At 61.5% G+C, this 11620-nt stretch carries 12 protein-coding genes; 3 read left to right on the top strand and 9 right to left on the bottom strand.

The window, feature by feature from the left end:
• Positions 1-69: 69 nt before the first annotated feature.
• From KGL31_02980 to secA, 4 genes are all read right to left on the bottom strand, one after another.
• Complete coding sequence (locus tag KGL31_02980; GenBank protein ID MDE2320871.1) at positions 70-897, bottom strand: acyltransferase; 828 nt, start codon at positions 895-897, stop codon at positions 70-72.
• A gap of 8 nt (positions 898-905) precedes the next feature.
• Positions 906-1235, bottom strand: coding sequence for an OB-fold domain-containing protein (locus KGL31_02975; protein MDE2320870.1), 330 nt, complete (start codon positions 1233-1235; stop codon positions 906-908).
• A complete protein-coding gene (locus KGL31_02970; GenBank protein MDE2320869.1) occupies positions 1232-2389 on the bottom strand; it encodes a thiolase domain-containing protein in 1158 nt (385 codons plus the stop codon). Before KGL31_02970 ends, KGL31_02975 begins: the two co-directional genes overlap by 4 nt.
• 156 nt (positions 2390-2545) lie before the next feature.
• Positions 2546-5362 (bottom strand): preprotein translocase subunit SecA, encoded by a 2817-nt coding sequence (gene secA, locus KGL31_02965; GenBank protein ID MDE2320868.1) that lies wholly within the window; start codon positions 5360-5362, stop codon positions 2546-2548.
• A gap of 234 nt (positions 5363-5596) precedes the next feature.
• Between secA and KGL31_02960 the strand changes: the two genes are divergently transcribed.
• From KGL31_02960 to KGL31_02950, 3 genes are read left to right on the top strand one after another with little or no spacing between them, the layout of a single operon-like run.
• Positions 5597-7135 (top strand): HAMP domain-containing protein, encoded by a 1539-nt coding sequence (locus tag KGL31_02960; protein ID MDE2320867.1) that lies wholly within the window; start codon positions 5597-5599, stop codon positions 7133-7135.
• Positions 7132-8523 carry a sigma-54-dependent Fis family transcriptional regulator gene (locus KGL31_02955; protein ID MDE2320866.1) on the top strand — a complete coding sequence of 464 codons (1392 nt, stop codon included), beginning with the start codon at positions 7132-7134 and terminating at the stop codon, positions 8521-8523. Before KGL31_02960 ends, KGL31_02955 begins: the two co-directional genes overlap by 4 nt.
• Before the next feature lie 35 nt (positions 8524-8558).
• A complete protein-coding gene (locus KGL31_02950) occupies positions 8559-9098 on the top strand; it encodes a permease (GenBank protein ID MDE2320865.1) in 540 nt (179 codons plus the stop codon).
• A gap of 32 nt (positions 9099-9130) precedes the next feature.
• Here KGL31_02950 and KGL31_02945 read toward each other — a convergent pair whose 3' ends face one another.
• The 5 genes from KGL31_02945 to KGL31_02925 form a co-directional block, all read right to left on the bottom strand.
• Complete coding sequence (locus tag KGL31_02945) at positions 9131-10039, bottom strand: 2-dehydropantoate 2-reductase (protein MDE2320864.1); 909 nt, start codon at positions 10037-10039, stop codon at positions 9131-9133.
• A gap of 22 nt (positions 10040-10061) precedes the next feature.
• Positions 10062-10289, bottom strand: coding sequence for a type II toxin-antitoxin system HicA family toxin (locus KGL31_02940; protein MDE2320863.1), 228 nt, complete (start codon positions 10287-10289; stop codon positions 10062-10064).
• Positions 10286-10489 (bottom strand): type II toxin-antitoxin system HicB family antitoxin, encoded by a 204-nt coding sequence (locus KGL31_02935; GenBank protein ID MDE2320862.1) that lies wholly within the window; start codon positions 10487-10489, stop codon positions 10286-10288. The genes KGL31_02940 and KGL31_02935 overlap by 4 nt, the downstream gene beginning before the upstream one ends.
• Positions 10490-10622: 133 nt before the next feature.
• Entirely contained in the window at positions 10623-11282 is a 660-nt protein-coding gene (gene radC / locus KGL31_02930) for a DNA repair protein RadC (GenBank protein ID MDE2320861.1), read from the bottom strand.
• 169 nt (positions 11283-11451) lie between these two features.
• Complete coding sequence (locus KGL31_02925) at positions 11452-11604, bottom strand: hypothetical protein (protein MDE2320860.1); 153 nt, start codon at positions 11602-11604, stop codon at positions 11452-11454.
• Between the last annotated feature and the right edge of the window lie 16 nt (positions 11605-11620).

Raw genomic sequence — 11620 nt, 5'->3', positions numbered from 1 at the left:
CTACCTCAACTATCGAGGTCCAAATGAGCTTCGTTCCAGGATCAGGGTTTTGCATCTCGAATCCTCATCCTAGGCCAGGCCCACGTAAATCTCCGGCCGGCGGTCTTGCAGGAATGGCCAGATCCCCCTGACGGTCTTGACCCACCTCAGGTCGATCTCCGCCAGAACTACCCCCTCGTCGGCGCCACTCGGCTCCACCACGAAGTCGCCGTTCGGATCGACGCAAAAGCTCTTGCCATAGAACGGCAATCCACCGCCATTGGCTACACGGTTGACCCGAAACACAAACACTCCATTGTAAACCGCGCTCCCAACAAGCGCCCGCTCCCATTTGGCGTGCGACGCGACGATCGAGGCCGAGGTCGGCGCACAGATCACTTCAGCCCCCTGAAGCGCGAGCAGGCGCGACCCCTCGGGAAAGAAATTATCCCATGAGATCTGGACACCGATCGCAGCATAGCGGGTATGGAACACGGGGAATCCCTGGTTCCCAGGGTGGAAATAGAACCGTTCCTGATAATTCGACAGCTGCGGGAGATGATTTTTCCGGTAGCGACCCAGCAGTGTCCCGTCGGCGTCAAATACGAGGGCCGTATTGTAGTAGGCTCCATCGGTCTCGCGCTCGAAGATCGGCGCAACCACAGCGACTTGACACTCTCGCGCAAATGCCGCCATCGCCTCACTGAGCGATCCTGGAACCGCCTCAGCAGCGGAAAACTGTGATGGATCGATCTCACGAGGGAACCAGGGCCAGGCGAAGCACTCCGAAAAACAGATCACCTTCGCCCCCCGTTGGGCGGCGATCTTCCCCAGCTCTATCGCTCGTTCCAGGTTGGCTGCGGGATCTGGCCCGCCACCCATCTGGATACCCGCCATCGTCAGTATGCTGTCGTCCATTCCCATTCTCAGATCAGCCGAAAGACCGGCCCATACGGACGCATCTCTTCAAAGACCGCCGATGCGCCGATCGCCGCCTCTCTTTCCTCCTGGACCGTGAGCCGGGCCGTGACCCGCAGCCCCTCATCCAGATCGATGACCGCGACAGTGTATGGCTCCTGCCCCTGGAAGGCAGTCGGCGGCACCCGAATGGTGGTAAAGGAGGTGAGCGTGCCTCGACCTGACAGATTCACCGGCAGGACAATGGGCGTCCCGCAGCGCCGGCAGGCGCTTTGAGGCCTGGCAAACAGGCCCTTGCAGGCGTCGCACGCGAACGCCTCGAATGAGGCCATACTCATCGCCGCTTCAGGATGTGAACCGTACTGACCGCCCCGGTCCCACCAAGGTTGTGAGCCAAGCCGATCTGCGCGCCCTTTACCTGATTGATAGCTTCACCCCTGAGCTGTCCGACGATCTCATAGATCTGAGCGAGGCCAGTGGCGCCCACCGGGTGGCCCTTGCTCAGCAGGCCGCCGCTCGGGTTGATCGGGAGCTTCCCATTCAGCGCTGTGAGCCCATCGGCAACGGCTGGTCCCCCTTGCCCTTTTGCAACGAATCCCAGATCTTCGATAGCCGTAATCTCGGCGATGGTAAAGCAATCGTGCACCTCGGCCACATCGACATCACTCGGGGCGATGCCGGCTTCTCGATAGGCCTGGTGCGCGGCGGCCACCGAGGCCTCAAAGGTGGTGAGATCCGCCATCTCGAACAGCGTCGCAGGACCCGTCGCGTGACCGGAACCGATGACATCGACCCGCCGATCGGTGAACTCGTCAGCCAAATCGGCTGCACAGAGGACGGCAGCCGCCGCGCCGTCGCTGATCGGTGTGCAGTCGTACAGTCGAAGCGGATCACAGATCAGCCGTGATTCCAAGATCTCCTCCAAGGTCACGGGCTTTTGAAAATGGGCTTTGGGATTGGTACTGCCGTTGGATCGGTTCTTGATCGAAACCATCGCCACCTGCTCGCGCGTCGTCCCGTACTGGTGCATATGCCGCCGCATGATGATCCCGAAGGTCCCCGGAAAGGTGAGACCCAGTCGCATCTCGCTCTCGGCGTCGCCGGCTGACGCCAGCGCCTCCGTCACCGCCCCTGTCTCCGCCGAGGTCATCTTTTCGACACCGCCGGCAAGTACGATATCACAGAGACCGGATGCGATCAGCAACACCCCGTGACGGAAGGCGATACCGGATGAGGCGCAGGCGCCTTCTACCTTCGTACAGGGAATCGGCCCGAGGCCGAGTCGATGAGCGACTATCGGAGCCAAGGAGCCTTGGTGAACCAACGTCTCAGAGACGAAGTTGCCGAGGTAGAATGCGTCAATACGGCTACTGGGAACCTGAGCATCGTTCAGGGCCTCCCGACAGGCCTGTAGCGCCAGGTCAACGATGCCCACACCGTTCTGCTTCCCGAACGGTGTACACCCGATGCCGATGACCGATACCCCACGCATCACTGTTTCTGTGTCATTGCGAGTGACCAACGAGAGCGCAGCAATCTCACCGTCGTGGTCCTGAAAGATTGTGAGATTGCTTCGGCTTCGCCTCGCAATGACGCGGGGGACTTTCGCAGCAATGACCTTGCACAGTCGTACCTGGAAACGCCACGCTCAAGCCCCGCAGCACTTCTTATATTTCCGGCCACTGCCGCAGGGGCACAGGTCATTGCGTCCGATCTTCTTCCCGACGACCTTGATCGGCGCGGTCGCGGCGGCCGGGCGCAGGGACCGCTCCGCCGGGCTCGGCGGTGCGCCGGGCTGCGCGCGCAGGGGCGGCTCGCCATCCCCGCCAGCGGGCGCCTGGGTCTCCGCAAACGCGGTCGCCTCCTCCGGCGCCACCTGGACCCGGTACAGGTACTCGATCGTCTGCGCCTTGATCCGTTCGACCATCGCCTCGAACAGCGCAAACCCTTCGCGTTTGTACTCGATGAGCGGGTCTTTCTGGCCGTACCCCCGCAGCCCGATCCCCTCCTTCAGGTGGTCCATGGCGAGCAGGTGGTCCTTCCACTGCCCGTCGACCACCTGCAGCATGATCATCCGCTCCAGGTACCGCATCAGGTCCGGACCGAACTTCGCCTCCCGGTCCTCGTAGGCCTTGAGGACGCGCGCCTCGAGACTGTCACGGAGTAATGCGACGGTCAGCGACGCGACCTCCTCCGGCGCCCACGCGACCTCCAGATCGAACTGGCGCTTGACCGCCTCGGTGAGCCCGGCCAGATCCCACTGCTCGGCATAGCTCTCCGCATTGGCGTAGAGCGCCAGCAGCCCATCGAGCACCTCGCCCCGCATCTCGGTCAGGGTCTCCTGCAGGCTCTCGCCCTCCAGGATCTTGTGACGCTCCGCGTAGATGATCTTGCGCTGGGTATTCATCACGTCGTCGTATTCCAGGAGATGCTTGCGGATCTCGAAGTTGTGGGCCTCGACCCGCTTTTGCGCCGTCTCGATAGCGCGGGTGACCATGCGGTGCTCAATCGGCTCGCCTTCTTCCATCCCCAGCTTCTCCATGATGCTGCTGATCCGGTCGGAGCCGAACAGGCGCAGCAGATCGTCGTCGAGCGAGAGGTAAAAGCGGGAAGAGCCGGGATCGCCCTGCCGGCCGGCGCGCCCCCGGAGCTGATGATCGATGCGGCGGGCCTCATGGCGCTCGGTGCCGATGATGTGCAGCCCCCCCAGGGCCACCACCTGCCGGTGTTCCCCCGCAGTCTGCTGACGCACCACGGCCAGCGCGGCGGCGTAGGCCTCAATGTTCACCGACCGATCCAGCAGGCCATAGTGCTGCATCTGCCGGACCTCCTCGAGGGTCGTGGCCAGCTCCTGCGGCTCGACCGTAGGCTCGACCGTCTCCCCACGCCGGAGCCGTTCCGCCGCCAGGAATGTCGGACTCCCCCCCAACAGGATGTCGGTGCCGCGGCCGGCCATATTGGTGGCGATGGTGACCGCCTTGAAGCGGCCGGCCTGGGCGACGATCTCCGCCTCCCGCTCATGGTGCTTGGCGTTGAGCACCTCATGGGGGATCCCTTTACGCTTCAGGAGCGCCGAGAGCTGTTCGTTCTTCTCGATCGAGGTGGTCCCGACCAGGACCGGCCGCCCGGTCTGGTGGCAGGCGGCAATCTCCTCGACGACCGCGTCGTACTTTTCCGGTCCGCTCTTGTAGATGACATCCGGGTAGTTGGCCCGGACCATCGGCTGGTTCGTCGGCATCACGAGCACATCGAGGTTGTAGATCTGGGCGAATTCGGCGGCCTCGGTATCGGCGGTGCCGGTCATTCCCGCCAGCTTGGTGTACATCCGGAAGTAGTTCTGGAAGGTGATGGTGGCCAGGGTCTGATTCTCCCGTTCGATCTTGACCCGCTCTTTGGCCTCGACCGCCTGGTGCAGCCCATCGCTCCACCGCCGCCCGGCCATCAGGCGGCCGGTGAACTCATCGACGATCACCACCTCGCCGTCCTTGACCACATAGTCCACGTCCCGTTTGAAGAGGACATGGGCCCGCAGCGCCTGCTGGACGTGGTGGACGAGGTCCATGTGGGCCGGGTCGTAGAGGTTGGTGACCCCCAGCAACTGCTCCACCTTGGCGACCCCGCTCTCGGTGAGCGCCACCGACTTGGCCTTTTCGTCGACGATGTAGTCGCCGGAGCCTTGCGCCTCGGCCTCGTACAGCTTACCGCCGACGATGGTGGCGCCCTGCTTGAGCCGGGGGATGATGCGGTCGAGCTGATAGTACTTCTCGGTCGATTCCTCCGCGGGGCCGGAGATGATGAGCGGCGTGCGGGCCTCATCGATCAGGATCGAGTCCACCTCATCGACGATGGCATAGTGTAGCGGCCGCTGGACGAACTCCGCGGCGGCAAACTTCATGTTGTCGCGCAGGTAGTCAAAGCCGTATTCGTTGTTGGTCCCGTAGGTGACATCGGCGCCGTAGGCCTGTTTGCGGGTCGCGTCGTCCAGGTCGTGCTGGATCAGGCCGACGGAGAGGCCGAGGAACCGGTAGATGCCGCCCATCCACTGGCTGTCGCGCTTGGCCAGGTAGTCGTTGACCGTGACGACGTGGACCCCCTGGCCGGCCAGGGCATTGAGGTAGACCGGCAGGGTGGCGACGAGGGTTTTGCCTTCGCCGGTCGCCATCTCGGCGATCTTGCCTTCGTGCAGGACGATGCCGCCCAGCAGTTGCACGTCGAAGTGGCGCATGCCGAGCACGCGGCGCCCGGCCTCGCGGACGACGGCGAAGGCCTCGACGAGCAGGTCGTCGAGGGGGGCCCCGCGGGCCAGTCGCTCCCTGAATTCGCTCGTCTTACCGCGCAGCTCCTCATCCGAGAGCGCCTGCACCGCGGGCTCCCGCGCATTGATCGCCGTCACCATCGGCCGGAGGCGCTTGAGCTCCCGCTCGTTTTTGGTGCCCACCACCTTCGAGACCCACTTCATGAACATCGTGCCATCCTCTCCTTGCTGTCGGCTCGGCCTGCCACGCGGATCCTACCATAGACGCCGGAGGGCTTCAATGCCGAAAGGGACGCGCCAGCCTCGCCCTCGACAGCCTCACCTCTTTATTTGGTGACGATAACCCCGCTGCACGTTCGCCGAGCTGGGCAGGCACGACGCCTACCCTGCCACATGTTAACTTTCCCTTGACGGCGCTGAAGCAGGACGGCTAAAGTTCTAATCATGAAGTTCCAACGCAAGTTGCTGCTCGGCTTCGCGCTCATGGTTGTACCGGTTCTGCTGATCAGCATAGAAGCCATCTGGAATAACCGGGAGGAACGAGCAGCCCTCAGAGCGCTTGGCGAGAGTATGGCGAGAACTCGGACGTATGCCGAACTCGAAACGGTCTTATTTCGCCAGAGCCGCCAAATCTGGGGGTTTCTCACCGGGACGGACCATGAGGCGCAGGCGGAGTTCTTTCGGTTGGAGCCGGAGATCGAGGAGCACCTCCGCCAATGGAAGCTAACACTGACACCCGATGAAATGGATCTCGTCACAGACGTCGAACAGATCCATGGCCAGATGTTCGACGTCGGCAAGCGCATCATCTCCCTGTATCAGAACGGACAGCGGAGCGCAGCGCTGACCTTGGCCAATACGGAACTGAAGGGCCGGCTCCTGCCTACCCTCAGCGCCAAAAATAAAGAGGTGTACGGCGCGGCCCGCGCCCACAGCCTGCAACGGGCCTACGCCAGACTTGAGAAGATCCTGCAAACCGAGGGGCGCCTGCTGTCATTGATTATTCTGCTTTCCCTGGCCATCGGGGTGGCCGCCTCGATCTTGATCTCCAGAGGGCTGGCGCGTCCGATCCATCAGCTTAAAGCGGCAATGGAGGTAGTGGGCGCAGGCCGTCTGGATCACGAGGTAGCGGTTCGCTCGAAAGATGAGATCGGCGAGCTGGCGCAGGCGTTCGCCGGGATGACCGAGAACCTGAAGCGGTCCCATGAGGCGATGGCCCGGCTCAACCACGAGTTGGAGCTCAAAATCAAGAAGTTGGAAGAGACTCAGGCGCAACTCATCCAATCTGAAAAACTGGCCTCTATCGGCGAGATGTCCGCCGCGGTCGCCCACGGCTTGCGCAATCCCCTGGCGAGCCTTCGAGCCGCGGCCCAGGTTACCCTTCATCACGTAGCCGACGGGCCTGTGGCGCAGGCGCACCTGAAGATGGTCATCGCCGAGGTCGACCGGTTGGACCGCCGCATCACGCATCTGCTCGCCTTCTCCCGCCCAGGCCCTTTTCGTCCCATCCCGGAACAGCTCCCCAGGCTGATCGACGGCCTGTTACCCACATTCGCCGGACCGCTCAAGGATCGCGGTATCCGACTTGAAATCGACATGCAGCGCGACCTGCCTGAGGTAGATATCGATCCGATTCAGGTAGAGCAAGCGCTGGGCGAGATCTTCTCCAACGCCCTCGATGCCATGCCCGATGGCGGGTCTATCACGATCCGGGGGTACCGCGGAACGGGAAACGGCAGGTCTGGATCGGTGGTCCTGGAGATCGCCGATACCGGGGGCGGGATCGCCACGCCACTGCTCCCGTCGGTTTGTGATCCATTCTTCACAACGAAGGCGGAAGGAACCGGCCTTGGCCTCGCCATCGCCAAACGATACGTGGCGCAGAATGGCGGATCACTGGACATCGCCAGTGCGCCGGGAGTCGGAACCACGGTGCGCATCACACTGCCGATATCATCGGGTGACCGGGACAGGACCGCATGAACCCCTCGACGCTGTTGATTGTGGATGACGAGCGCACCCTGGCTCGCTCGATCAAGCTGTTCATGACCGAGCAAGGGTACGAGGCAGAAGTGGCGGAGAACGCCGACAAGGCGCTCGAACTCTTAGATCGTCTCCGCCCCGACCTGGTCTTCCTGGATGTCTGCCTGCCGGGCCAAAGCGGCATGGAGTTGCTGAGCAGAATCAAGGAGTTCGACCGCAATATTGCCGTCATTATTATGACCGCCTACGGCTCTATTGAAGGGGCAGTGGAGGCGGTCAAGCTTGGGGCGTTCGATTACATCAAGAAACCGGTCGATCTGGACGAGCTGAAGCTGCTGGCCGACCGGGCGTGTGAGAGCGCGCGGTTACGACAGCAACTCTCTTACTACCGAGAGCGGGAAGTCCGGGAGCTTCCCCTCATGGGGATCATCGGCAAATGCGATGCGATCCGCGAGATCATTGCAAGAATCCGGCAGATCGCCGCCCTGGAGGAGCCCCCACCGATTCTGATTACGGGGGAGACGGGAACCGGTAAGGGGTTGGTAGCGCGCACGCTGCACCGCCACAGTCGGCGGGCTGCCCGCTCGTTTATCGAGGTGAACTGCACGGCGCTGCCCGCTACGCTGATGGAAGCGGAGCTGTTCGGATACGAGCGCGGAGCGTTCACAGACGCCAAGGAATCAAAGATGGGTCTGTTCGAGGCCGCTGATGGGGGCTTCCTCTACCTGGACGAGGTTGGAGACACCGAGCTCCCGCTTCAAGGTAAGCTGCTTCGCGCCGTCGAGGAGAGGGTCATCCGCCGAGTCGGGGGATTGCGGGACCGGCGGGTTGATGTCACCATCGTTGCCGCCACCCATCGGGATCTCGAAACTGAGGTTAAGGGCGGCCGATTCAGAAAGGATCTCTACTATCGGCTCGCCGTCATCACCATCGATCTGCCGCCGCTGCGCGAGCGCGGCGAAGATATCCTGCTGCTCGCCACCCATTTCCTGGAGACGTTCAACGTCAAATACGGGAAGACGATCCGAGCAATCGATGACCGGGCCGCCCACACCCTATGCGAGTATCCTTGGCCCGGCAACATTCGGGAACTGAGCCACGTCATCGAGCGCGCGGTCCTGTGGAGCTACGGGGATCATCTTTCGATCGAACAGCTCTCCCTGACGCCTGCACCGCCGAGTACGCCGGTGGACCCCCTGCCTGCTACGGGTCTTACCCACGGGGCGCTCCCGCGCGAAGGGATCGACCTGGCGGCGTGGGAACGGTCGTTGGTGGAGCAGGCGTTGCGGGATAGCGGCGGCAATCAGACGAAGGCGGCCAAGCTACTCCGCCTCAGTCGAGACACCCTTCGCTATCGACTGAAGAAGTTCGGCCTATCCCGACCCTGAGTCGTCCTCAGGTCGTCGATTACGGGAGGATGGGTGTGGCAGACCAACCGCCTACGCCGAAGGGGAAAAGGATCATGGATACCGACGTCCTTGTCATGGGAGGGCTGACCATCCTGATGGCCGTATGGGCTTTTACGAGAGGGGCCGATCTGCCACTGCGGGGTCTTCAAGCCGGGTTGAGGCTGCTCCAGGACGTCTGGCTGCCGCTGTTGTTCGGCTTCTGCCTGGCCGGCCTCTTCGAGGTGCTCGTCCCCCGCGAGTTGCTCGTCAGATGGATGGGCAAAGAGTCCGGCATGCAGGGCATCCTGTTTGGGTGGCTGGTGGGCCTGCTGATGCCCGGCGGGCCGTATGTCGTTTTCCCCGTAGCCGCCTCGCTCTTGAAGGAGGGAATGGGGGTCGGACCGTTGCTCACCTTCATTACCGCGAAGTCGCTCCTCTCGCCGATCCGCTTGTTCACATGGGAGGTCCCGTTTCTCGGCTGGGCCTTTGTCACGGCGAGGACAGTTCCGAGTCTGCTCCTGCCCCCGATCATCGGCATCATCGGCCAGCGACTGTACGCCTTGTTTCTCCGCTAGCAATCTCTGATGCAACTGCAATGGTGGACTGCTCAGCTTGTAATCTGAAGCGCCGACAGGAGGGCGTAGAGGGTGAAGTTGTAGGGCGCCTGAAGACTGTGTTCGGCCGCCTTTTTGATGATGACGCCATTCAAGGCTTCATACTCCAAAGGCTTGCCCGCCTCGTGGTCCTGAAGCATTGAGGTCTTGACGTCGTACCCTTGCGAGAACCGAATATTCCGCGCCCAAACCTCTTCAAAAGCAAGGCTGACCCCTGAAGCGTTCGCCAGGGTGACGACCTCTTCCGTCACCCGCCTTGCCAGCTCAAGGGTGTGGGGGTTCTCGATGATGGCCTTGACGGGGCCGCCGACCAGTGTATTGACTGCGTTAAAAGGGGCATTCCAGGCAAGCTTCGCCCACAGGACTTTTTTCATGTCAGGGGAGCCTTCAGCGGATAGGCCGTATCGGTCGAAGAACGCTTTAAGCCTGACAACCCGCTCGCTGACGCCCCCGTCGAGCTCTCCGAATACGATCTTCCCGCTCTCCTGGTGGAGGACCACTCCGGGCTCCGGCGCGCTCGCCCCGATGTAGGCGACCCCCGCTATGACCTTCTCCTTACCGATGAGGGACGCAATCTTCTCCTCGTTGTCGATCCCATTCTGAAGCGACAGAACGTCGGTCTGCTGCCCAATCATGGGGAATGCCTGGCGAATAGCCGACTCGGTATCGTACGATTTCACGCAGAAAAGGACCAAGTTGACGGAACCAACCTCCGCCGGTTCATCAGTAGCGCTGACGCGGACGGAGAAGTCCCCCTTCCAACTCTTGACCGTGAGGCCCTTCGCCCTGAGCGCCTTCAGGCGCTCGCCGCGGGCGATGAATGTGACATCGACACCACCCTTGGCCAGCAGACCACCGAAGTAGCCCCCCACTGCCCCCACTCCCACCACCGCCACCTTCATCCGTTCACCTTCAGGAGGTTGCTCACAGTAATTTGGTAAACTCGTCTACCGAGAAACGAGCATGCTTCAGGATTTGGGAGAGGGTAGATCGCTTGAAAGGGCGATGCGCAGGAACGGCGAGCTTCTGCGTTTCGTCGGAGGTATGCTTCTGCAGCCTGATGTGGCTCCCTCTCTGTCGAACGACTACCCAGCCATCACGTCGAAGAGCCCGAACCACTGCCTCGTAGTTGAGGCTCGGGACCTTCGTCATACAGCTATCTCAACAACCTCTGCATTGGCAGCGAGGTTCGAGTCGTCGTCCACCGGCTCAAGATATAACCTGATCGCCTCTTCGATATTGCGGAGCGCCTCTTCCCGAGTATCACCTTCGCTGATACACCCGGGAAGCGAGGGTACCAGGGCTGTATACCCCCCCTCCTCGCTCAGTTCCAACACCACCCGCAGTTTCATTCTGCACTCCTCTCAGTCCATACTTTAAGCCATTCACACATCTTGCGCAATCTCACGCCGGACGTCAGGCACACCTTGCAGTGCAGCACTCTCTTGGGCTGTTCCTTGACTGTCTATTCGTCGTTTGTCGTCATCAAATCAAACCGGCTTCCTGAAAGCTGAAGTAGCCTTTCCGCGTTACTATCAGGTGATCCAGGACACGAAGTCCGAGAATCTTCCCGGCCTCGGTCAACTGCTCGTGCATGCGAAGATCCGCCTCGCTCGGTTGAAGTTCGCCGGATGGGTGGTTGTGCGCAAAGATGACGGCTGCCGCGCGGTCGGCAATGACATCCGCGAACACTTCTCGGGGATGGACCGGGCTTTTGTCGAGAAGGCCGATCGTGACCACGCGCTTTTCGATAACCTCGTTTGCGCCGTTGAGTGAAATGCAGATGAAATACTCTTGCTGTTTCCCGGCAATGTCGGCCACCAATGGCAGAACATCCTGGGCGACGATGATCTTGACCGTATCCTTGAGTAAGTGACGGCGGGCGAGTTCAAATGCCGACAGGATTTGACCGGCCTTGGCGAGTCCCATGCCGGGAACAGCCCGCAAGTGATCGAGCGTCAATCCGACCTTGTGCTCGCGGATGAGATTGGCCACCTGCCGGGCAATGGTACGCACGTCGACGCCCGCCGTTCCCATGCCAAGAATTGCCGCGACAAGCTCCTCGTCGGTAAGGGCGGACGCGCCTTTCTCCCGCAGTTTCTCGCGTGGGCGGCTATGTTCCGGCAGGTCCTTGATGGTTCTCATGCGCAACTCTATGCATCAGCCTAGGCGACCTATGCATCATCCTCAGATTTTTCTGATGCATATTGAGGCTGATGCGTTAAACGATCAACCGCCGACTTCCGCTCGAAGAAAGGGCCTTCCTGGTCAGTAGTCCAGCGGATTATTTCGAGTTGCTCATTCATCAGATCGTTTAGCCGAAAGGAAGCGTATCATTCTTGCGGCTATCATCTCCTTGGCCCCAAATCTCCGCCAGCTTCGACTGAATCTTCCTCTCGAAAAGCTCCACCAGCTTCCGGTTCGCCTCCACCAACGCCCGCTCGGTCTCCAAATCCGTACAAGCCATGAAAAGGCTGTACAAA

The organism is Candidatus Methylomirabilota bacterium (assembly GCA_028870115.1).
Classification (GTDB): Bacteria; Methylomirabilota; Methylomirabilia; order Methylomirabilales; family Methylomirabilaceae; genus Methylomirabilis.
The sequence above is the reverse complement of the archived record's forward strand: the minus strand, read 5'-3'. Positions and strand labels throughout refer to the sequence as shown.

Excerpts from the sequence above, each read along its gene's own strand:
- KGL31_02945 (MDE2320864.1), bottom strand. The coding sequence starts at position 10,039 with ATGAAGGTGGCGGTGGTGGGAGTGGGGGCAGTGGGGGGCTACTTCGGT.
- secA (MDE2320868.1), bottom strand. The coding sequence starts at position 5,362 with ATGTTCATGAAGTGGGTCTCGAAGGTGGTGGGCACCAAAAACGAGCGG.
- KGL31_02925 (MDE2320860.1), bottom strand. The coding sequence starts at position 11,604 with ATGGCTTGTACGGATTTGGAGACCGAGCGGGCGTTGGTGGAGGCGAAC.
- KGL31_02935 (MDE2320862.1), bottom strand. The coding sequence starts at position 10,489 with ATGAAACTGCGGGTGGTGTTGGAACTGAGCGAGGAGGGGGGGTATACA.
- KGL31_02955 (MDE2320866.1), top strand. The coding sequence starts at position 7,132 with ATGAACCCCTCGACGCTGTTGATTGTGGATGACGAGCGCACCCTGGCT.
- KGL31_02975 (MDE2320870.1), bottom strand. The coding sequence starts at position 1,235 with ATGAGTATGGCCTCATTCGAGGCGTTCGCGTGCGACGCCTGCAAGGGC.
- KGL31_02940 (MDE2320863.1), bottom strand. The coding sequence starts at position 10,289 with ATGACGAAGGTCCCGAGCCTCAACTACGAGGCAGTGGTTCGGGCTCTT.
- KGL31_02980 (MDE2320871.1), bottom strand. The coding sequence starts at position 897 with ATGGACGACAGCATACTGACGATGGCGGGTATCCAGATGGGTGGCGGG.
- KGL31_02970 (MDE2320869.1), bottom strand. The coding sequence starts at position 2,389 with ATGCGTGGGGTATCGGTCATCGGCATCGGGTGTACACCGTTCGGGAAG.
- radC (MDE2320861.1), bottom strand. The coding sequence starts at position 11,282 with ATGAGAACCATCAAGGACCTGCCGGAACATAGCCGCCCACGCGAGAAA.
- KGL31_02960 (MDE2320867.1), top strand. The coding sequence starts at position 5,597 with ATGAAGTTCCAACGCAAGTTGCTGCTCGGCTTCGCGCTCATGGTTGTA.